Source organism: Sphingobium sp. B8D3B (assembly GCF_025961875.1).
Taxonomy (GTDB): Bacteria; Pseudomonadota; Alphaproteobacteria; order Sphingomonadales; family Sphingomonadaceae; genus Sphingobium.
This window is the reverse complement of the sequence record NZ_JAOQON010000001.1, coordinates 2,240,709-2,260,011: the sequence shown is the minus strand read 5'-3', so window position 1 is coordinate 2,260,011 and position 19,303 is coordinate 2,240,709. Positions and strand designations below refer to the sequence as shown.

Annotated in this window: 20 protein-coding genes; 14 read left to right on the top strand and 6 right to left on the bottom strand. The window is 66.4% G+C overall.

Going from position 1 to position 19,303, the window contains the following annotated elements; all coding sequences use genetic code 11:
* The first annotated feature begins 41 nt into the window (after positions 1 to 41).
* The 3 genes from M2343_RS10635 to M2343_RS10625 all read left to right on the top strand — a co-directional run bounded on the left by M2343_RS10635 (position 42) and on the right by M2343_RS10625 (position 1,136).
* Entirely contained in the window at positions 42 to 476 is a 435-nt protein-coding gene (locus tag M2343_RS10635) for an RrF2 family transcriptional regulator (protein ID WP_264576615.1), read from the top strand.
* Positions 477 to 516: 40 nt separating this feature from the next.
* Positions 517 to 867, top strand: a complete 351-nt coding sequence (locus tag M2343_RS10630) for an arsenate reductase (protein ID WP_264576614.1) — start codon at positions 517 to 519, stop codon at positions 865 to 867.
* Positions 868 to 947: 80 nt separating this feature from the next.
* On the top strand, positions 948 to 1,136 hold the full coding sequence (locus tag M2343_RS10625) for a YMGG-like glycine zipper-containing protein (protein WP_181558643.1): 189 nt from the start codon (positions 948 to 950) through the stop codon (positions 1,134 to 1,136).
* A gap of 18 nt (positions 1,137 to 1,154) precedes the next feature.
* Here M2343_RS10625 and M2343_RS10620 read toward each other — a convergent pair whose 3' ends face one another.
* Positions 1,155 to 1,952: an inositol monophosphatase family protein gene (locus tag M2343_RS10620; RefSeq protein WP_264576613.1), complete on the bottom strand. Its 798-nt coding sequence runs from the start codon at positions 1,950 to 1,952 to the stop codon at positions 1,155 to 1,157.
* A 114-nt stretch (positions 1,953 to 2,066) separates the two neighbouring features.
* Here M2343_RS10620 and M2343_RS10615 point away from each other — a divergent pair, with 114 nt between their 5' ends.
* The 4 genes from M2343_RS10615 to M2343_RS10600 all read left to right on the top strand — a co-directional run bounded on the left by M2343_RS10615 (position 2,067) and on the right by M2343_RS10600 (position 5,511).
* Positions 2,067 to 2,327, top strand: coding sequence for a hypothetical protein (locus tag M2343_RS10615; protein WP_264576612.1), 261 nt, complete (start codon positions 2,067 to 2,069; stop codon positions 2,325 to 2,327).
* Positions 2,328 to 2,369: 42 nt separating this feature from the next.
* Positions 2,370 to 3,179, top strand: coding sequence for a bifunctional DNA-formamidopyrimidine glycosylase/DNA-(apurinic or apyrimidinic site) lyase (gene mutM, locus M2343_RS10610; RefSeq protein WP_264576611.1), 810 nt, complete (start codon positions 2,370 to 2,372; stop codon positions 3,177 to 3,179).
* Between the two features lie 8 nt (positions 3,180 to 3,187).
* Positions 3,188 to 3,808 carry a Pr6Pr family membrane protein gene (locus tag M2343_RS10605; protein ID WP_264603882.1) on the top strand — a complete coding sequence of 207 codons (621 nt, stop codon included), beginning with the start codon at positions 3,188 to 3,190 and terminating at the stop codon, positions 3,806 to 3,808.
* 197 nt (positions 3,809 to 4,005) lie between these two features.
* Positions 4,006 to 5,511 carry a PAS domain-containing protein gene (locus M2343_RS10600; protein ID WP_264576609.1) on the top strand — a complete coding sequence of 502 codons (1,506 nt, stop codon included), beginning with the start codon at positions 4,006 to 4,008 and terminating at the stop codon, positions 5,509 to 5,511.
* A gap of 7 nt (positions 5,512 to 5,518) precedes the next feature.
* On the opposite strand, the gene M2343_RS10595 is transcribed toward M2343_RS10600, so the two are convergent.
* Positions 5,519 to 7,309 (bottom strand): aminopeptidase P family protein, encoded by a 1,791-nt coding sequence (locus M2343_RS10595; RefSeq protein WP_264576608.1) that lies wholly within the window; start codon positions 7,307 to 7,309, stop codon positions 5,519 to 5,521.
* Between the two features lie 167 nt (positions 7,310 to 7,476).
* Here M2343_RS10595 and M2343_RS10590 point away from each other — a divergent pair, with 167 nt between their 5' ends.
* From M2343_RS10590 to M2343_RS10575, 4 genes are all read left to right on the top strand, one after another.
* On the top strand, positions 7,477 to 7,923 hold the full coding sequence (locus tag M2343_RS10590; protein ID WP_264576607.1) for a PAS domain-containing protein: 447 nt from the start codon (positions 7,477 to 7,479) through the stop codon (positions 7,921 to 7,923).
* 91 nt (positions 7,924 to 8,014) lie between these two features.
* The gene (locus M2343_RS10585; protein WP_264576606.1) at positions 8,015 to 9,787 is read left to right on the top strand and encodes an SLC13 family permease; all 1,773 of its coding nucleotides are present in this window, start codon (positions 8,015 to 8,017) and stop codon (positions 9,785 to 9,787) included.
* 40 nt (positions 9,788 to 9,827) lie between these two features.
* The gene (locus tag M2343_RS10580; RefSeq protein WP_264576605.1) at positions 9,828 to 11,939 is read left to right on the top strand and encodes a S9 family peptidase; all 2,112 of its coding nucleotides are present in this window, start codon (positions 9,828 to 9,830) and stop codon (positions 11,937 to 11,939) included.
* Positions 11,932 to 12,327: an acyl-CoA thioesterase gene (locus M2343_RS10575; RefSeq protein WP_264576604.1), complete on the top strand. Its 396-nt coding sequence runs from the start codon at positions 11,932 to 11,934 to the stop codon at positions 12,325 to 12,327. The genes M2343_RS10580 and M2343_RS10575 overlap by 8 nt, the downstream gene beginning before the upstream one ends.
* Positions 12,328 to 12,342: 15 nt before the next feature.
* Here the strand turns inward: M2343_RS10575 and M2343_RS10570 are convergent, their stop codons facing one another.
* Genes M2343_RS10570 through hemC form a run of 3 tightly spaced genes read right to left on the bottom strand, consistent with a single transcriptional unit; the run spans position 12,343 to position 14,899 of the window.
* Positions 12,343 to 13,263, bottom strand: coding sequence for a hypothetical protein (locus M2343_RS10570; RefSeq protein WP_264576603.1), 921 nt, complete (start codon positions 13,261 to 13,263; stop codon positions 12,343 to 12,345).
* Between the two features lie 17 nt (positions 13,264 to 13,280).
* Entirely contained in the window at positions 13,281 to 13,964 is a 684-nt protein-coding gene (locus M2343_RS10565; RefSeq protein WP_264576602.1) for a uroporphyrinogen-III synthase, read from the bottom strand.
* Positions 13,961 to 14,899, bottom strand: a complete 939-nt coding sequence (gene hemC / locus M2343_RS10560; protein WP_264577543.1) for a hydroxymethylbilane synthase — start codon at positions 14,897 to 14,899, stop codon at positions 13,961 to 13,963. The genes M2343_RS10565 and hemC overlap by 4 nt, the downstream gene beginning before the upstream one ends.
* A 52-nt stretch (positions 14,900 to 14,951) precedes the next feature.
* On the opposite strand from hemC, the gene tsaD reads away from it, so the two are divergent.
* The 3 genes from tsaD to M2343_RS10545 all read left to right on the top strand — a co-directional run bounded on the left by tsaD (position 14,952) and on the right by M2343_RS10545 (position 18,584).
* Positions 14,952 to 15,989: a tRNA (adenosine(37)-N6)-threonylcarbamoyltransferase complex transferase subunit TsaD gene (tsaD, locus tag M2343_RS10555; protein ID WP_264576601.1), complete on the top strand. Its 1,038-nt coding sequence runs from the start codon at positions 14,952 to 14,954 to the stop codon at positions 15,987 to 15,989.
* Positions 15,986 to 16,972 carry an NAD(P)H-dependent glycerol-3-phosphate dehydrogenase gene (locus tag M2343_RS10550; RefSeq protein WP_264576600.1) on the top strand — a complete coding sequence of 329 codons (987 nt, stop codon included), beginning with the start codon at positions 15,986 to 15,988 and terminating at the stop codon, positions 16,970 to 16,972. Before tsaD ends, M2343_RS10550 begins: the two co-directional genes overlap by 4 nt.
* 85 nt (positions 16,973 to 17,057) lie before the next feature.
* Positions 17,058 to 18,584: a lipopolysaccharide biosynthesis protein gene (locus M2343_RS10545; RefSeq protein WP_264576599.1), complete on the top strand. Its 1,527-nt coding sequence runs from the start codon at positions 17,058 to 17,060 to the stop codon at positions 18,582 to 18,584.
* A gap of 66 nt (positions 18,585 to 18,650) precedes the next feature.
* Here the strand turns inward: M2343_RS10545 and M2343_RS10540 are convergent, their stop codons facing one another.
* On the bottom strand, positions 18,651 to 19,295 hold the full coding sequence (locus M2343_RS10540) for a DUF4136 domain-containing protein (RefSeq protein WP_264576598.1): 645 nt from the start codon (positions 19,293 to 19,295) through the stop codon (positions 18,651 to 18,653).
* Positions 19,296 to 19,303: the final 8 nt, after the last annotated feature.

Sequence of the window (19,303 nt, the reverse complement as noted above, 5' to 3'; positions counted from 1 at the left end):
TGCCCCTTGCGCGGACAGCATTCTCTGCCAAATAGGTTGGTATGCTTTCGCAACGCACGCGATATTCCATCCGCGCTCTCCAGCACCTGGCGCGGCATTATGGTGAGGGGCCGATCCAGCTCACCGATATTGCGGTCGCGCAGAATATTCCCGCCAAATTTCTGACCGTGATCCTGTCGGAACTCAGCCGTGCGGGCCTCGTGGCGACGCGGCGCGGGCGGGAAGGCGGCTATTGGCTGGCATTGCCGCCGATCGACATCCGCTATGGCGACATCTTCCGCCTCACGGATGGCGCGCTGGCGCTCGTGCCCTGTGCCAGCCGCTACGCGCACCAGCCCTGCAAAAACTGCCTGCCGGAAGATGAGTGCGAGCTGCGGCGCATCATGCTCAAGGTCCGCGACGAGACCGCCGCCATCCTCGACCGCCTGACGCTGGCCGACAAGTTCGAGGATGCCGAGGTGGGCGCGCCGGTCTGATTGCTTTCCACCTTCCAGTCTGTTCTTCAAGGAGAGAGCATTGTCCCTGACCCTGCACGGCATCCCCAATTGCGACACGGTGAAGAAGGCCCGCAAATGGCTGGATGATCAGGGCATCGCGCATGATTTCCGCGATTATAAAAAGACGCCGCCAACGTCGGCAGAGCTGGCCGATTGGTCAAAGCAGGCAGGGTGGGACGTGCTGCTCAACCGCGCCGGTACGACGTTCCGCAAACTGCCGGATGACGCCAGGACCGGAATCGATGAGGCCAAGGCCATCGCGTTGATGATCGAGCATCCCTCGATGATCAAGCGCCCGGTGGTAACGGGAGCAAGCGCCCTGCTGGTCGGTTTCAAGCCCGATCAGTGGCAGGCGGTTCTCAAGGCCTAGGCAGCGGCGCCGCAGCGGTCGGGAACGACGCGGAGGCTTTGCGCATTTGTTCAGCAGGAATTTGCTGGAAGGAATGCATCATGAAACTCGTTCTGATCGGCCTCATCACGGCCAGCGCCTTGGCTGTCTCGGGTTGTTCGACCCTCAAAGGCGCTGGCATCGGCGCGGCGGCGGGCGCCGGTACGGCTGCCGTGACCGGCAATGACGTCGGCAAGGGTGCCGCTGTCGGTGGCGCGGCCGGCGCCGTGGTCGGGACGGTCGTCGACTAAAAACGCGGCCCTGGCCCGTCAGTCGTGATGATGGGACAGGGCGCCGATGACATCTTCGAGGCGGGCGGGATCGCCCATGGCGATGACGTCGCCAGCGCTGGCTTCATGGAGCGGCTCGCCAGACCAGTCGCACATGTGCCCGCCGGCACCCTCAACCACCGGGACGAGCGCTGCGAAGTCGTGGAGTTTGAGGCCGGTTTCGCAGACGATGTCGACATGGCCGCTCGCCAGCAGGCCGTAATTATAGCAGTCGCCGCCATAGATCGGGCCCTGACCCAGTCGGTCGCCGGCAACGGCTGCGGCGAGCGCGAGATAATGTTCGCCCTCATGCGCGCTGAACAGATGGGGGCTGGTGGTGGCCAGTTGCGCGCCTTCCAGAGCCCGGCATCGCCGGGTGCGCGCAGGCTTGCCATTGAACAATGTCGGCTGACCCATGGCGCCGACCCAGCGCTCTCCACTGATCGGCTGATCGATGATGCCGAGGATCGGCCAGCCGTCCTGCATCAAGGCGATCAGCGTCCCGAAGATCGGGCGGCCCGCGATAAAGCTGCGCGTGCCATCGATAGGGTCGAGCACCCACTGGCGTGACGCCCCTTCGCGAACGGTGCCGAATTCCTCGCCGATGATGCCATCCGCCGGACGCTGCGTCTCCAACAGGCCGCGCATCGCCAGTTCCGCCGCGCGATCGGCTTCTGTTACCGGCGAGGCGTCGGCCTTGGCTTCGATGTCATAAGGCGCGCGGAAAAAGGGGCGGATCGCGGCGCCCGCTGCGTCGGCAAGGGCACTGGCGAGGGTGATGTCATCGGGAAGAGCCATGGCATTTCGCTACGGAGAAAGCCGCCGAAGAGCCAGCGGTTTTCGCGCACGTTCCTCGCTAAAGAGACGGCGCTTCGATCCGTTTTTTGAGGGCATGAGCAAAGAGCCCCGACCATGCGCCTGCTGATGTGGGTCCTGACCCTCGGCTTTGCCTTTGGCGCGATGGGGCTGTGGCTGGACGGCGCTTTTCTGGGGGCCCGGCTGGTAGCTCTGGGGCTGGGCGCGCTGGCTTTCCTCGCCTGCCCGTTCCTGTGGGCGCGGCCCGATGGGCTGGTGCCCGATGAGCTGGCGGTGCCCGGCAAGGCGCGGCTGATGCTGGCGCTGGCGCTGCTCTTCTGCGCGCCCCTGCTGCTGCCCTGGCAACTTTGGCTCTGATGCCTGTTGGCGCCGGCCGCGCCTCGGCCTATGCCTGCAGGAATGCCTGAACTTCCCGAAGTCGAAACCACCGTTGCCGGCCTGCGTCAGGTGCTCGACGGGGCGCAACTCACGCTGGTCGAGCCGCGCCGGGCGGACCTGCGCTTTCCCTTCCCGGTCGATCTGCGCCAGCGGCTCACCGGGGCGCGAATCACCGGGCTAGGCCGGCGCGCCAAATATGGCCTGATCGATACCGATCGTGGCGACACGATGATCTTCCACCTCGGCATGTCCGGGCGCTGGCGGATCGACCCGAGCGAGGTGGGCAAGCACGATCATCTGCTGCTGGAGACCGCCAGCCACCGCCTCGCCCTCAATGACCCGCGCCGGTTCGGGTTCGTGCACCTGACACCAAGCGATGCGCTGGGCGCTTATCCGCCCTTCGCGGCGCTTGGCCCCGAGCCGCTGGGCGATGCGCTGACGGCCGACTATCTGGCGCAGGCGCTGGAGGGGCGGGCGGCACCGATCAAGGCGATGCTGCTGGATCAGCGGATCATCGCCGGGCTGGGCAATATCTATGTGTGCGAGGCGCTGAACATCGCCCGCATATCGCCGACGCGCGCGGCCGGGCGGATCTCGCGGGCGCGGCTCGCGCGGCTGGTCGAGGCCATTCGCGCGGTGCTGGTGGCCGCCATTGCCGCCGGCGGCTCCACGCTGCGCGATTATGCGCGGCCGGATGGGGAGCTTGGCTATTTCGCCAAGGACTGGCGCGTCTATGGGCGGGAAGGACTGGCCTGCCCCTGCGGCGGCACGGTGAAGCGCCGGGTAGATTCAGGCCGCTCCACCTTTTACTGCCCCACTTGCCAGAGCTAGGCCGAGAGATGCGCTCACCCACCAAGACGCTGTCCATGTCCGCGCGCATCGCGGCGCTGCTTGTCGGCCTCATCGCCTTTGCCGGACTCTCGATCCGCTTTGCCGTCTCTCTGGAGACGACGGGCTCACCCCAGGCCGCCGCGTGGACGATGCTGCGCTTCTTCACGGTGATCGGCAATCTGCTCAGCTGCGTGGTGCTGTTCGGCGTCGCGCTGGGCGCGAAGGCACCGAGTCATCCCCGCCGGCTCGCGGGCGTGATGCTGGCCATGGGACTGATCGGCATCGTCTATGCGGTGCTGCTGCGCGCGACGGAAAGCCTCAGCGGCCCCGCCGAGACCTCGAACCTCCTGCTCCATTACATCGCCCCGCCTGCGGTGGCGCTCTACTGGCTCGTGTTCGTGCCCAAGGGACGGCTGGTCTATGCCGATACGCTGCGCTGGGCGCTGCTGCCGTTGGCTTATCTGGCCTATGCCATCGGGCGCGCGCAGTTCGATGGGCGCTACCCCTATCCCTTCCTCGATGTCTCCCGCCATGGCTGGGCGCAGGTTGGCGTGACCGTGGGCCTCATCGCTCTGGGTTTCATGCTCGTCGGAGCCGCGGTGGTGTGGATCGACCGCCGGTTGGGATGAATCTGCGCCAGAGATCAAGAAATGACTGATTGAGAGACGCTTCCTGCGACGAAATCCCGCAGATACGCAAAAGTCCGCATGGACTTCCGCTTTTGCGCTCCTACATGGGTGTCTCCCCATGACGATCTTGCTCCTCACATATTGGCCCTCTTCACGCGCGCAGCCTTACGTCTGCCGAGGCCGGATTGTGAGCGCCCATGGCGAGCGCTGAGAGCAACCGCGACGCTGTTTCGCCCGAAGAGCGCATCACGCTTGAGGCCTATGAGATCGACGGGCTGTTCGGCGACGAGGAACTGACCCGGATCGTCGAGTTTGCCGGCCAGCTCTGCGATTGCCCCATCGCGCTGGTCAGCCTGGTTGAAGAGCATCGCCAGAGGTTCGTGGCGAAGACCGGGATCGACGCCACCGAGACGCCCAGGAGCATGTCTTTCTGCGCGCACGCGATGCTCGGCCATGATGTCATGGACGTAGGCGACGCGACGCAAGACGGCCGTTTTCAGGATAATCCGCTCGTCACCGGCGAACCGCATATTCGCTTCTATGCCGGGGCGCCGCTTGTGTCCAAGAGTGGCGAGGCGCTGGGGTCGCTGTGTGTCATTTCGCCCGAACCGCGCGCTGGGCTGACCGACATTCAACGTCAGGGCCTCACCGTCTTGGCGGAAGCCACGATGCGGCGGCTGGAGGCCCGACGGGTCATGCTCGCGCATCGGGCTTGGGAGAATGCCGCCGAAGCCGATCTGGCGGCGAGCGAGGAGCGCTTCCGGGTGCTGGCCGACGCCATGCCGCAAATGGTCTGGTCCACGCGGGCCGATGGCTATCATGATTATTACAATGCGCGTTGGTACGAATTTACCGGTGCGCAGCTCGGCCGGACCGACGGGACCGGCTGGAACGGCCAGTTCCATCCGGACGATCAGGCCAAGGCTTGGGAGGTGTGGAGCCATTCGCTGGCCACTGGCGATCCCTACGAAATCGAATATCGCCTGCGGCGTTTCGATGGAGAATATCGCTGGACGCTCGGGCGCGCATTGCCGATCAGGGATGATGCCGGCAACATCGTGCGCTGGTTCGGCACCTGCACGGATATTCACGATCAGCGGATCATGCGCGAGCAGAAGGAGCTTCTCTCGCGCGAGCTGGTCCATCGCATCAAGAACATCTTCACGGTCATCGGCTCGCTGCTCTACCTCTCCAGTCGCGGCGTTCCTGAACTCAAGGGCTTCAGCTCGAAGATGAGCGACCAGATTGCCGCGCTGGGGCGGGCCTATGATTATGTGCAGCCGCGCGAGGGCGCGCAGGCGCTGACGCTGCAGGGGCTGCTGGGCGAATTGTTCGCCGCCTATAATCTGGAGGGCATCGAGCGCATCCGCATTCGCGGCGACGATGTGCTGCTCGCCGAAACCTACATGACCCCCATCGCCCTCGTATTTCACGAGCTGGCGACCAACGCCGTCAAATATGGTTCGCTGTCCTCGCCGGAAGGGTTTGTCGACCTGATGATCTCAGGGTCTTCCGAACAGCTCAGGCTCGAGTGGCAGGAGAGCAAGGGCGACAGCGCGCCGCCCGGCGATCATCAGGGCTTCGGGTCCGATCTCATCCGGCTGAGCATCGAGCGCCAGTTGCGGGGAACGTTCGTGCGGGAATGGTTGCCGCGCGGCCTCAAGGTCACGACGACCATTCCCTATCGCCTGCAGGCGGCCTGACCCCCTGTCAGTCAGCAGTGAGTGGCGCGCAGGTAGCCTGCAGCCATGCCAGCTCCTCGCCATCCAGCTGCGGCCCGATGATCGCTAATGTGCGCGCGTGATAGGCGTCCACCCAGGCCCGTTCGGCCGGGGTCAGCGCGTCGACGGCGATGAGGGCGCGATCGATCGGCGTATGGCTCAGCGTCTCGAAGGCATAGAAGGGCCGGTCGTTTTCGCCGGTGCCGCTGTCCACTACCAGCACCAGATTCTCGATGCGGATGCCATATTCGCCGGTCTTGTAGTAGCCCGGCTCGTTGGAGAGGATCATGCCGGGTTGCAGCGGTTCGTCCCCGCCGCCGAACGTCGCGATGCGCTGCGGGCCCTCATGCACCGAGAGGAAGCTGCCGACGCCGTGGCCGGTGCCATGGGCATAATCCAGCCCCTCGGCCCACAGGAATTGCCGGGCGAGCACGTCGAGCTGGCTGCCGCGCGTGCCAGCCGGAAAGCGCGCGCAGGCGAGCGCAATATGGCCCTTGAGCACCAGCGTGAAGCGGTGCCGCATCTCCTGCGTGGGCGTGCCGATGGCCATGGTGCGGGTGATATCGGTCGTCCCGTCGCGATATTGCCCGCCTGAATCGACCAGCAGAAGTGTGCCGCTCTCGACGGGCCGATTCGTCGCCTCGCTCGCCTTGTAATGGACGATGGCGCCATTGGGGCCGGAGCCGGAAATCGTGTCGAAGCTCAGGTCCACGAGCGCGCCGGTTTCTTCACGGAACGCCTGCAACCGGTCCGACACGCTGATTTCGGTCTGCCCGCCCTTGGGGCCTTCGATGGACAGCCAGTGGAGGAACTTGGCCATGGCCGCGCCATCCCTCGCCTGCGCAGACTTGTGGCCGGCAATCTCGGTCTGGTTCTTCACGGCCTTAGGCAGAACAGCGGGATCGCGCAGCGGCTTGATCAGGGCGCCGGCCTTGTCCAGCGCCTCGAAGATCGCGGAGACAGCGCGGTCGGGGTCGACAGCGACGGCCTTGCCGGCAAGCCCTGCCAGCGCATCGCTGAAGGCAGCGCGATCCAGAATGTCGACTGAATTGCCAAGATGCGCGCGCACATCGGCATCGATCTTGGCGAGGTCGACGAAGAGCTGCGCCTTGCCGTCCGCATGGAGCAGGGCATAGGCCAGCGCGACCGGTGTATGGGTCACGTCCGCGCCACGAATGTTGAAGGTCCAGGCGATGGAATCGAGCGCGGTGAGGACGGTGGCGTCCACGTCCTGCGCCTTCATCCAGTCCGCCATGTCGGCGCGCTTGGCGGCGCTGCTCTGCCCGGCATAGCGGTCTTCATGCGGCACGAGGCGGGCCTTGCTGGGATCGGGCCGATCGTCCCACACGGCATCGACGGGATTATGGTCGACCGGCACGAGCATGGCGCCTTTGCCGGCAAGCGCGCGTGTCGCCTCCTCGACCCATCGGCGGGTGTGCAGCCAGGGATCATAGCCGATCCGTCCGCCAGCCGGGGCATGGATGCCGAGCCATGCGGCGACGCTCGTTTGCGGCACGCTCTCGAACTGCCAATGCGCGCCATCCACCTGATCGCGTACCTGCAGGGTGTAGCGCCCGTCCGTGAAGATCGCGGCTTCCTCCGGCAGGACCACCGCGCTGCCCGCCGAGCCCAGAAACCCCGTGAGCCAGGCGAGCCGCTGCGCATAGCCGCCGACATATTCGGACAGATGCTCATCGGTGAGCGGCACGACGAATCCGTCGAGCGACTGGCGGGTCAGGTGGGCGCGCAGGGCGCGCAGGCGATCTTCATGGGTAGACATGGACAAGCGTTCCTGTTCGCGCCCGCATTCGTTCATTTTTAAGGGGCGCTCGTTAATCTCTGCCGGACAGCATAAGCGTTTCCATACGGCTTGCCAGCATTTGCCGCCACTGCTGGCGAACAAGACCGGGACGCTCATGCGATCAGGACCAGAGCAAAGATCACCCTATGACTACCGGGCAAACGCCTTTTCTCACGCATAGCTGGCCGGTTTACGAGGCAAGCTGGCGCCTGCCGATCATGCCCATGGTGAATCGGGAGGAGAGCGCGCTGGACAATCAGGGCATTGGCCTGTGGAGCTGCCGGCTGACCGACGAAAGCCTGACATGGTCCAGAGCCGTCTACGATCTGTTCGGCATCCCCGTGGAAGAGAAGCTGACACGGTCACTGGCGACATCGATCTATCTGGCGGACTCGCGGGCGGCGATGGAGTCGCTGCGGGCCTATTCGATTCGCCATCGTCGCGGTTTCACCATGGATGCGCGGCTGCGCCGGCCGGATGGTGCCTTGCGCTGGATGCGGCTGACGGCTGTGCCGGTGTTGTGCGAACGGCGTGTCGTGCGGCTCACCGGCACCAAGCAGGATGTCACGGCGGAGTATGAGACGCAGATGTGACGGCGGCGGGCCGCTCGTCTCGACAGGCTTGACATTGCCATAGCCGACGGGGCTGCTCGACGCGGTCCGACAGGGGCGTTAGGGGAGGGTGATGTTTGATTGGCTCTCTGCGATCATCGACGCCAACCAGGCCCTTGTCGGGCTCGTCATCCTTGTGGGACTTTTCGTGGCGTTCGTGCGGGAGCGCTATCCGGCGACGGTGATCGCCGTGCTGGGCGTCTGCGCCTTCCTCGTCACGGGCTTGCTGGACAGCGCATCGCTGCTGCGCGCATTCGCCAATCCCGCACCGATCACCATTGCCTCCATGTTCGTGCTCTCGGCCGCGTTGACCCGCACCGGCATTCTGGATGTGATCGGCAACTGGATCGTCGCCCGCGCCAAGGCGCATCCGATCCGCGCGATGATCGAGCTGGTCGTTGGTTTGCTGGCGGCGGCTGCGTTCATGAACAACACGCCGGTCGTGGTCATCATGATCCCCATCGTGTTGCGGCTGGCCTCGGCGATCAACGTTTCCGCCAAGAAGCTGCTCATTCCTTTGTCCTACATCTCCATGCTGGCCGGAACCCTGACGCTAGTCGGCACGTCGACCAATCTTCTGGTCGATGGCGTCGCGCGCGATCTGGGCGTCGCGCCATTTAGCGTCTTCGAGATCACGCCTGTGGGCATCATCGTGGCCGCCGCCGGGACTGTCGCCCTTGCGGTGCTGGGGCGCTTCCTGCTCCCGGATGGTGACGGCGCGCCCTATCACAGCGACGCGGACCGGGTGTTCCTGAGCGAGATCAGGATCGTACGGGATAGCGGCCTGATCGGCAAAGACCTTTCCGAAAGCGGTCTCCTCAAGCGGGTTCGACTGGTGAGCATCCAGCGGGGGAGCCAGCTGATCGAGGCCATGGACGAGCCCTTCATGGCGGGCGACCGCCTCGTGGTGCGCGCTAAGTTGGCCGATCTGATGACCCTGCGGACTAACAAGGACATCGAGCTTGGCATCGCGACGGTCGGCAACACCAAAGCCGACGCGCCGCTGGTGGTGGAAGCGATCATTTCACCCGGTCACCCGAGCATCGGTAACCGGATGGTCGAAATCCCGTTCCTCAACGTGCTGCCGGTGCGGCTGCTGGGGATCACCCGGCATCGCCATGACGCCGGGCCGACCCTGGCCGATAGCCGCGTGCGCGCTGCCGATACGGTGCTTGTCACCGGGTCAGAGGCGGCCATCAATGCGCTGCGCGAGAACCAGAACCTCATCGGGGTGGAAGAGACCGAAGGCGTGGCCTTTCGCCCGACCAAGGCCCCCATCGCGGTCGCCGCGCTGGCGGGCACCATCGTCTTTTCCGCCTTGGGGCTCGTCCCGATCATGGTCGCCGGGCTGATCGCCGTCGGCATCGTCCTCGCCGCGCGCTGCATCGATGGCGATGAAGCCTGGGGCTCCATCAATGGCGATGTGCTGGTGCTGATCTACGGCATGCTGTGCGTTGGCACGGCGCTCGATCAGGCGGGGAGCATTACCCTGCTGGTCAACGCGATGCGACCGTTGCTGGAGGGCGCCAGCCCCCTGGTGCTGCTCTTCATCGTCTATTTTGCGTCGAGTGCGCTCACCGAAGCCGTCAGCAACAATGCGGTGGCGGTGATCATGACGCCGATTGCCATCGGCCTGGCGACGACCCTCGGCACCGATCCGCGCCCCTTGCTGATCGCGGTGATGTTTGCGGCCTCGGCGAGTTTCGCGACGCCGATCAGCTATCAGACCAACACCATGGTCTATGCGGCCGGCAATTATCGGTTCGCCGATTTCCTGCGGATCGGCTTGCCGATGAACGTCGTGGTCGGGGTGACGACCTGCCTCGCACTGGCGGCGCTCTATTGACGGCATTGAGCGCGGCGGTGCGAGCGCCTATCTGGCGGGGATGACCGATACGCTCCAGCCGCCCCGCGCGGCGCAACGCCCCCACCGCACCGCCCACCACAATCGCACGCTGGACGACCCCTGGGCCTGGCTGCGCGATCCCGGTTATCCCGAGGTGACGGATCGCGACGTGCTCGACTATCTGACGGCCGAGAACACTTACTTCCAGGCGCATATGGCGGCGCGCAAGAGCCAGGTCGATGCGCTGTTCGCGGAGATGAAGGGCCGCATCAAGGAGGAGGACGGCTCCGTTCCGCAGAAGGACGGGGCTTATGTCTATTGGAGTACCTTCGAGGCGGGCGAGCAATATCGCCGCCACTGGCGCCGCAAGGTCGGCGCGGCGGAGGATGGATCCGCAGACGAGTTGATCGTCGATGAGCCCGCGCTGGCAGCGGGGAAGGATTATTTCCGGCTCGGCAGCGTCGCGATTTCCAATGATGACCGCCTGCTCGCCTATGCGATCGATGACAACGGGTCGGAGCGCTACACGGTGCGCATCCGCAATCTGGAAACCGGCGAGATGCTGCCGGACGTCATTCCGGACGTGCTCTCGGCGCTGGTCTGGACCCGCGACGATCGCGCGCTCGTCTATGCTCCGGCCAACGCCCAGTGGCGCACGGATCGCGCGATGTTGCACCGGCTGGGCAGCGATGTGGCGCAGGATGTCATGCTGTACCATGAGGCGGACGAAGGGTTCCGCGTCTCTGTGGGCCTCACCTGCGCGGAAAACTGGATCGTCATCGCCACCGGCGATCATGTGACGAGCGAGGTGCGGCTGGTCCCGGCCGGCGACCCGACCGCCGCGCCGATCCTCGTTTCCGCCCGCGTGCCCGAACGCGAATATGACGTGGATGAGCATGAGGGCTGGCTCTATATCCGCGCCAACGACACCCACCCCAATTTCCGCTTGGCCCGCGCGCGCATCGAGACGCCGGACCAGTGGGAAGAGGTTCTGCCTGCGTCGGACGCATTTTACCTGACCGATTTCAGCCTGTTCAAACGCTTCTACGTGACCGAAGGACGCGAGAATGGCCTCGATCAGGTCGAGATCCGCGATTACGCCACCAACACGCCCAAGCGCCTCGATTTCCCCGAGGCGAGCTATGTCGCCGGGCTGGACGACAATCCCGAATATGATGTCGATACGTTGCGGCTGAGCTATGAATCGATGGTCACGCCAGAGACGATCTTCGACTATCGCCTGGCCGACGGACATCGCGAAACCCTCAAGGTGCGGGAGATTCCGTCCGGCTTCGATCCGGCGCTGTACGCCACGCAGCGCCTCACGATCACTGCACGGGACGGCACGCCGATCCCCGTCTCCGTGCTGCACCGGCGCGACCATCCGCTCGATGGCTCGCGGCCGCTCTACCTCTATGGCTATGGCGCTTATGGCATTGCCATCGAGCCGGGCTTCGGCACCACGCGGCTCAGCCTCGTCGACCGCGGCTTCGCCTTCGCCATCGCCCATATCCGGGGTGGCGATGACCTTGGCCAGCAATGGTACAAGGACGGCAAGCTGGAGAAGCGCACCAACACGTTCAACGATTTCGTCGATGTGGCGAAGGGGCTGATCGCCCTTGGCTACACCTCGGCGGGCAAGATCGCGACGTCAGGTGGCTCGGCTGGCGGCGAACTCATGGGTGCCATCGTCAATTCCGATCCCGATCTGTGGGGCGCCGTGGTCGCGCATGTGCCGTTCGTCGATGTGCTCAACACGATGCTCGATGAGACGCTGCCGCTGACGCCGGGCGAGTGGCCGGAATGGGGCAACCCCATCGAGGATGCCGCCGCCTACGACCTGATCGCCAGCTATTCGCCCTACGACAATGTGAAGGCGCAGGCCTATCCGCCGATGCTGGTGACGGCCGGCCTCAACGATCCGCGCGTGACCTATTGGGAGCCGGCGAAATGGGTCGCAAAGCTGCGCGAGCTCAAGACCGACGACAATGTGCTGCTGCTCAAGACCAATATGGAAGCCGGCCATGGCGGCAAGTCCGGTCGCTGGGAATCGCTCCGGGAAACGGCGGAGGAATTCGCCTTCATCCTGTGGCAGCTTGGCATGGATGAAGCCGGGCAGGGCGCCGGCGGCCATGGGGGCGGCCATGGGTAAGGCATTCGAGCAGCACTTCACGGCCGGCCCCGATGACATCGACATCATGGGCCATGTGAACAATGCCGTCTGGGTGCGATGGATGGAACAGCTTGCCACTGCCCATTGGGAATCGCTAGCCCCGCCCGACGCGCAGGCCCGCTATGTGTGGGTCGTGACGCGGCACGAGATCGATTATCGCGGTAATGTGACCGAAGGCGAGACGGTCCTCGCGCGGACCTGGATCGAGGAGCCGCCGCGCGGCGCCCGGTTCGATCGGATGATCGCCTTCACCGGAGCCGATGGCACGCCCAAGGTGAATGCACGGACGACCTGGGCGATGATCGACAAGGAGACGGGCCGGCTGGCGCGGGTGCCCGCCGATCTCGCGACAATCTTTCTGGCTTAACGAAGCACTGCGCGGTCAGGGCTGCGGACTTGCTTCAGTCTCGATGGGCAACGGGGCGGGCGCCACGATGGGCGCGGCGCGCGGCTCCAGAATGGCGGCGGCTTCGATGACATCGAGCGCGCGCCGGGCTTCCTTGTAGCGGCGGGCTTGCTCCAGCCACAGCTCGGCCTCCGGCTGGGCCGGAAGCGCTGCGATTTCATCGATGGCGGCTTCCATCTGCCCGGATTCGGTGAACATCCGTGCGCGCGTGATGCGCTCGTCCAGCTCTGGGGAGGGATCGCCAACGTGGCGGATCACGGCCAGACCCCGCAATTCCCGCATCGCCGCCGACCACCAGCCCTGATTCGGGTCGCCGCGCTGGGCGGTGCTGCGGACCTGCTCCAGCCCCTGGCGCAGTGTGGTGAGCGTCACCGGCTGCGCCGCGGCGTTGACGATGGTAGCGACGGCCTTGGGCTGCGCATCGCCGAACAGAAGGCGGAGCTGGCCCTCGATATAGCCGAGCGGCTGGCCGGCATCGAGCGCGCGCCGGGCGGCGAAGGCGATCATCATCGCCTCGGCCCGGTTGGCATGGCCAGAGGCCGCAATCGCAGCAAGCGAGATGCGGTTGAGGCGCTGCTCCAGCGTCAGCACGCGATCTTCGGGGCGTTCGGTGACGTCGGAGAGACCGCGCGACCGCGTGGCATCCGGCGCCTGCCCATTCGCCCCGCTCTCGGCGCCGTTCTGCGCGGCGTTCATATCGTCTGTGAGTGCCGCCGGATCGCCGCCGGGGCCGAAGGACAGCCGATCCCAGTTGGTCATGATCCAGGCCATCGCACCGAGGCCGAGCAGGAAGGCGATCAGCGAGCAGGCGACGATCAGCCGCAATCGGCTCCGGCGCGGCGGTTGCGCTCGGTCCGTCATCTCACCGACACCGTTTTCCGGTGCGTTGCCGTCCATCTGTTCTGCCCGATCCCTCAAGAGGCGCCTATACATAGCGAGGTTGCGAGGCGCAGCAAGGCGCTATCGTTCGGCTCCGGCGCGACGCTCACCCGGCGCCAGCCCGATCCGGTGGCGTCTGCCGCGGCCTGGCTGATCGCGATGAGGAAATGGTTGCGGCAGGCAGGCGGCATCAGCGCGTTGAGGCGCCGCCCGGCGGCGGGCGAATGCACGGCGATGACGGAGGGCGGCATGGTGACCAGCATCTTGGTGTAGCGCCGCATGTCCCGCGCCTCGGTGCGGTAGCAGATATGGCGCGTGATGCTGAGATCGAGCGGGTCGAAGGGGCGCGTTTCTTCGCCGCAGACATGCAGGATGCGCCGGTGGCCGGCCGCGACGATCATGGGGACGGTGGAGGCCGCATCGCCCCCGCCGATGATGACATCGGGGTGGCCAGCCTCGCGCACCGCGTCCGCGCTGGCTTCGCCCACCACATAGATCGGAAGGTCCGGGAAGCAGGCCAGTGCCTCACCGCCGTAGCGCGCGCCATTGGCGCTGGTGACGAGCAGGGCGTCGAACGGGTCTTGCGGGAGCGGTTCTTCGTTGACCGCAACCACCTCGAAGAGGGGCAATTGCACCACCTCTAGGCCGAGTGCGGTTGCCTTGGCGGCGGATGCATCATTGCCCGGCTGCGGGCGCAGGATGAGATAGGGGCGGTTCACGGCGTGAACAGGCTCCGCAGGGCTGGGGAGGCGCCATCGAGCAATTGCGCAGCCAGCGCGGCGGCGCCGGCGGTGTCGCCCGTGGGCAGCATGATCTCGCCGGAGACTTGCTCGCTGCCGTCCTCCAGCAAGATCTGCCCGCGCAGATGCACGCCGGCGCCGGCCAGCCGCGCCAGCGCTCCGATGGGCGAGTGGCAACTGCCGCCCAGCGCGAGGAGCAGCGCGCGTTCGGCAAAGACGCAGGTTTGCGTCGGCGCATCGCTGATCGCGGCGAGCAGGCGGCGCATCCGCTCATCATCGGTGCGGCATTCGATGCCGACCGCGCCCTGCGCGACGGCGGGCAGCATGACCTCGGCGGGCACGGTGGCGCCGACCTCTTCCATGCCGAGCCGGTTGAGGCCCGCCGCCGCGAGCAGCGTCGCATCGATCTCGCCGGCTTCCACGCTGGCGAGGCGGCGCGCAACATTGCCGCGCAGCAGCGTCGTGCGCAGGTCTGGCCGGAGCGCCCGCAGCTGGGCGGCGCGGCGGGGCGAGGCGGTGCCGATGAGCGCGCCCTGTTTCAAAGCCTCGATGCTCGGCGCGCCGATCAGCCGGTCCTCCACCGCAGCGCGCGGCAGCATCGCGGCGATGTGGATGCTCTCCGGCCGGATCGTTTCCACATCCTTCATCGAATGCACCGCGCAATCGATCTCGCCCGCCAGAAGCGCGCGATCCAGCTCCTTGGTCCACAGCGCCTTGCCCCCCAGTTCGGCCAGGGCGCGATCCTGAATGCGGTCGCCACTGGTGGTGACGACGACGATCTCCAGCGCCTCACGGGGCAGGCCGTGGGCGAGCGAAAGAGCGGCCAGCGTCATTTCTGCCTGGGCCAGCGCAAGGGGGGAGCCGCGTGTGCCGAGGCGCAACGGGGCGGTGGGCGAGGGAAACTGCTCGGGCATGATGGCGAATGCCGATAGACCCTGCGCGCGCACGTCTCTAGAGGAAAGTGCCATGCCCATCATCCTCGGTCTGGAATCAAGCTGCGACGAAACGGCGGCTGCGCTGGTCGCCAGCGATCGCACGATCCTTGCCCACCGTCTCGCGGGGCAGGAAGCGGCGCACGGTCCTTATGGCGGCGTCGTGCCGGAAATCGCGGCGCGCGCGCATGTCGAGGCGCTGATTCCGCTGGTGGAAGCGGCGCTGGCTGACGCCAAGCTCAGCCTTGCGGATGTCGATGCCATTGCGGCGACCGCAGGACCGGGGCTGATCGGCGGCGTGATGGTCGGCCTTGTCACCGGCAAGGCGCTGGCCCATGCGGCCGGCAAGCCGCTGATTGCGGTCAATCATCTGGAGGGCCACGCGCTGTCACCGCGTCTGGCCGATCCATCGCTGGAATTCCCTTATCTGCTGCTGCTGGTCTCGGGCGGACATTGCCAGTTGCTCGAAGTGCGCGGCGTGGGAGATTATCGCCGGCTTGCCACGACCATCGATGATGCCGCGGGCGAGGCGTTCGACAAGACCGCCAAGCTGCTCGGCCTCGGCATTCCCGGCGGACCGAAGGTCGAGGCGCTGGCGGCGCAGGGCGATCCGCGCACAGTGCCGCTGCCGCGTCCGCTGGTGGGCAGCGGCGAGCCGCATTTCTCCTTCGCCGGCCTTAAGAGCGCCGTGATGCGCGCAGTCGAGAGCGGGCAGTGGGCGGATGCCGACATCGCGGCGAGCTTCCAGCAGGCAGTGATCGATTGTCTGGTCGACCGCACCAAGCGCGCTCTGGAAGCCATGACGGGCCGGCCGACGGCGCTGGTCGTCGCTGGCGGTGTGGCCGCCAATGCGGGCGTGCGCGGCGCACTGGAGGGGCTAGCCGCTCAGCACGAATTGCGATTCGTCGCCCCGCCGCTCTGGCTGTGCACGGACAATGCCGCGATGATCGGCTGGGCTGGGGCGGAGCGGTTCGCGCTCGGCCTTGTGGACGATCTCGCCGTGGCGGCGCGCCCGCGCTGGCCGCTGGACCCGAGCGCCGAGACGGTGCGCGGCGCGGGGGTGAAGGCATGAACGCCGCCGGGCCGATTGGCGTGCTCGGCGGTGGCGCCTGGGGCACGGCGCTGGCGCAGGTGCTGGCGGAAGGGGGCAGCGACGTGCTGCTCTGGGCGCGCAATGGCGCGGTGGTGGAGGCGATCAACACGCGCCGCCAGAACGAGACCTATCTGCCCGGCCAGCCCCTCTCGCCACGCATTCGGGCGACGCAGGCGCCGGGCGATCTCGCCGGCGCCGGGGCGTTGCTGGTCGTGACGCCCTCCCAGTCGATGCGCGCCGTCCTCTCCCAGTTCGCGCCGCAGGGCCAGTCGCTGATTCTCTGCTCGAAAGGCATCGAGGCCGGGTCGCACCTGCTGATGCACGAAGTCGCCCGCGAGGTGATGCCCGGCTCGCCGGTGGCGGTGCTCTCGGGCCCGACCTTCGCGCATGAGGTCGCCGCCGGCCTGCCGACGGCTGTCACGCTCGCTGCTGAGGAAGAAGCGCTGGCGCGGCTGCTGGCCGATGTGATCGCGCGACCGACCTTCCGGCCCTATGTTTCGGATGATGTGGTGGGCGCCGAAATTGGCGGCGCGGTCAAGAACGTCCTCGCCATTGCCTGCGGCGTGGTCGAGGGCGCGGGACTGGGGCAGAATGCCCGTGCGGCCCTGATTGCGCGCGGTTTCGCGGAAATGACCCGTTTCGGCCTGGCTCGGGGCGGGCGGCCGGAGACGATGGCCGGCCTGTCGGGTCTCGGCGATCTGGTGCTGACCTGTTCCTCGACCCGGTCCCGCAATTATGCGCTGGGCTATGGGCTGGGGCAGGGGCAATCCCCCGATGCGCTGCTGGCCCATCGCCATACGGTGGCGGAAGGCGCCTCGACGGCACCGGTGCTGCACGAAGCGGCGCGCGCACAGGGCATCGACATGCCCGTGACCGAAGCCGTCTGCGCGCTTCTTTCCGGCGCGTCGCGCGTTGACGATGTGATCGCCGCGCTGCTGGCCCGGCCGTTACGCGCCGAATGAGGGACCAAGAGACTTTGCGCACATCGATCGCAACGCCTATGGCTGGCTGGCGCGGCGCAACGGCCCGCGCCGGGGAGCGCCTTGCATGACCATAGCGCGTGGCGAGGCCGAGCAGGCCGAACGCGATGACATCTCGGCGCTGGCGCGGGGCGGCAGGGCCAATGTGCTGGGCTTCGTGCTGCGGCTGGCGGCGCGCATTCCCTTCCTGTTCATTGCCGGGCGGCTCTATGGCGCGGCGACGCTCGGGCGCTTCGCTTATGCCGTGCTGGTCATCGAATTTGCCGCCCAACTCGCGACCATGGGCCTCAAGCGCGGTCTGGCCGAGCAATTGGCGAAGGACAGCCGCCCGCAGGCCCATGTCGTTGCCGATGCCATGTGGCTGTGCATCCTCGTCAGCGCCGTGGCGGCGGGCCTGCTCATCATCTTCCCTGAGGCGATGTTCCCCAATAGCGGCCTCAACGGGCTGGACCGGCTGCTGCCGCTGATCGTCATCGCCATTGCGACGACCGAGGTGGCGCTGGCAGCCTGTGCCTATCAATACAACATCGCCGCGACGGTGCGCGCGCGCGCGATTGTCGAGCCGTGGACGATCAGCATCGCGGCGCTGGCGTTCTATTTCTATTCGCCGCGCGACGGGCTGATCCTGGCTTATGTCGCCTCAATGGCGGCCGCGATGCTGGCGGCGTTCTGGCCGCTGATGCGCCATTATGGCCTGCCGCGCGGCTGGCGACCGCATCCGGGGCGGATCTGGCATCTGGCCATGCGCAATTTGCCGCTGGCCGGCGCTGACGCCATCGAATGGGGTACACGGCGCCTCGATCTCGCGATTCTGGGCCTGTTTGCGTCTCCCGCGATCGTCGGCATCTATTATGTCGCGCAGCAGGTCGCCTCCCTGCCGCAGAAGCTCAAGACCAGCTTCGAGCCGATTCTCGGCCCGGTCATCACCCGCAACATCGCGCTCGGCAATCATGAGGCGATCGGGCGTCAGGTGAGCCAGGTCGGCTTCTGGATCGTCGCGGCGCAGCTTGGGGTCGCCGTGGCGCTGGCGATGCCGGGCGAGGCGGTGATGGGGCTGGTCGGGCCGACCTTCGTGATCGGCGCGGCTGCACTTGGCGGCCTGCTGGCGGCGGAAGTGCTGGCCAGCCCGGCGGTGGTGAGCGAGGCGGCGCTGGTCTATCTGGCTCGCTTGCGTAACCTCTATCTCTCGCTCGCCACCGTGGGTCTGCAGGCGATGCTAACCGTCGGCCTGCTCATCATGGCGCGCCGTTATGAGTTGGCGGATGCTTATGTCGCGGCGATGCCAGCGGTGGCGCTGGCCATTGCGCTTGGCTGCGGCGCCCTCGCCAAATCCCGGTTGCTCGGCGGGCTGTTGGGGATGCGTCTGCCAATCTGGCGGTCGAGCCTTGTGCTGTGCGGTGTCGTGGCCGGGCTTCTCGGCTTCGGCTTTACGCTGCTCCCGCGCCGGCTCGAATGGATTGAGCTGGTGGTTGGCCTGCCGCTCACGCTGGCTGTCTATTGCGTGCTGATGTGGAAGGTGGCGTTCGGCGAGACCGATCGCACGCTGTTCCGCAAGCAGAAGCTCGGCGCGGGCGGGAGCGACACGCCCGCCTGACCAACGCACGAAAAAGGCCGGCACCCATTGGGAGGGCACCGGCCTCTTCGACAATTTGCGGAAAGCTTATTTCTTGGGTTCGGGCGCCACGGTCACCCGGATCTCCTCGCCATTTTGCCCCGGGAAGCCGGTGAACAGCGCGTCGATCAGGTTCGGCACCAGATAGGTCAGCTTGTTGCTGAGCGACTGGGCGCGGGCGGTGCCCTCGAACAGCGGCTCGCCGCCGACCCGGTTGATCCGCATGTGCAGATCGCTCTGGTAGACCATGTAGCTCTCGATATCGGTATAGCCCGGTCCCCACATGAAGGGATCGTTCCAGCCCATCACATACCTGCCGCGCCAGCCACGGTAGTAGCCGGGATAATAGAAGGGATCGTAGAAGGGCGAGCGGGCAAAGCCGGTCGAGCGGACACGCTGCGTACCGCGATCCACCCCATAATCCAGCTCAACGACGAGCTGCGCGCTCGCCGGGTCCGCCGCGCGGGTATAGCCCTGATCGACCAGACGCTGCGCGACCAGATCCGCATAATGCTGGAATTCAAGGCTGCCGGCCAAATCCTGTTCGCCGGGCATGATCGTGAAGCTCTGGCCCTGCGCGGGCGGAAGCTGCTGGAAGCGGGCCACATCCGCCTTGAAGGGCGAGGCGCAGCCTGCGAGGCCAAGCGCAAGGAGCGAGGCCGCTGCAGTGACGAGGAGACGCTTGCTGTTCATAAGACGGT

Bases quoted from the DNA above. Each gene is read 5' to 3' on its own strand.
- M2343_RS10545 (WP_264576599.1), top strand. From the start codon at position 17,058: ATGACCATAGCGCGTGGCGAGGCCGAGCAGGCCGAACGCGATGACATC.
- M2343_RS10540 (WP_264576598.1), bottom strand. From the start codon at position 19,295: ATGAACAGCAAGCGTCTCCTCGTCACTGCAGCGGCCTCGCTCCTTGCG.
- hemC (WP_264577543.1), bottom strand. From the start codon at position 14,899: ATGCCCGAGCAGTTTCCCTCGCCCACCGCCCCGTTGCGCCTCGGCACA.
- M2343_RS10600 (WP_264576609.1), top strand. From the start codon at position 4,006: ATGGCGAGCGCTGAGAGCAACCGCGACGCTGTTTCGCCCGAAGAGCGC.
- mutM (WP_264576611.1), top strand. From the start codon at position 2,370: ATGCCTGAACTTCCCGAAGTCGAAACCACCGTTGCCGGCCTGCGTCAG.
- M2343_RS10635 (WP_264576615.1), top strand. From the start codon at position 42: ATGCTTTCGCAACGCACGCGATATTCCATCCGCGCTCTCCAGCACCTG.
- M2343_RS10570 (WP_264576603.1), bottom strand. From the start codon at position 13,263: ATGGACGGCAACGCACCGGAAAACGGTGTCGGTGAGATGACGGACCGA.
- M2343_RS10620 (WP_264576613.1), bottom strand. From the start codon at position 1,952: ATGGCTCTTCCCGATGACATCACCCTCGCCAGTGCCCTTGCCGACGCA.
- M2343_RS10575 (WP_264576604.1), top strand. From the start codon at position 11,932: ATGGGTAAGGCATTCGAGCAGCACTTCACGGCCGGCCCCGATGACATC.
- M2343_RS10625 (WP_181558643.1), top strand. From the start codon at position 948: ATGAAACTCGTTCTGATCGGCCTCATCACGGCCAGCGCCTTGGCTGTC.
- M2343_RS10615 (WP_264576612.1), top strand. From the start codon at position 2,067: ATGCGCCTGCTGATGTGGGTCCTGACCCTCGGCTTTGCCTTTGGCGCG.
- M2343_RS10550 (WP_264576600.1), top strand. From the start codon at position 15,986: ATGAACGCCGCCGGGCCGATTGGCGTGCTCGGCGGTGGCGCCTGGGGC.
- M2343_RS10585 (WP_264576606.1), top strand. From the start codon at position 8,015: ATGTTTGATTGGCTCTCTGCGATCATCGACGCCAACCAGGCCCTTGTC.
- tsaD (WP_264576601.1), top strand. From the start codon at position 14,952: ATGCCCATCATCCTCGGTCTGGAATCAAGCTGCGACGAAACGGCGGCT.
- M2343_RS10590 (WP_264576607.1), top strand. From the start codon at position 7,477: ATGACTACCGGGCAAACGCCTTTTCTCACGCATAGCTGGCCGGTTTAC.
- M2343_RS10580 (WP_264576605.1), top strand. From the start codon at position 9,828: ATGACCGATACGCTCCAGCCGCCCCGCGCGGCGCAACGCCCCCACCGC.
- M2343_RS10595 (WP_264576608.1), bottom strand. From the start codon at position 7,309: ATGTCTACCCATGAAGATCGCCTGCGCGCCCTGCGCGCCCACCTGACC.
- M2343_RS10605 (WP_264603882.1), top strand. From the start codon at position 3,188: ATGCGCTCACCCACCAAGACGCTGTCCATGTCCGCGCGCATCGCGGCG.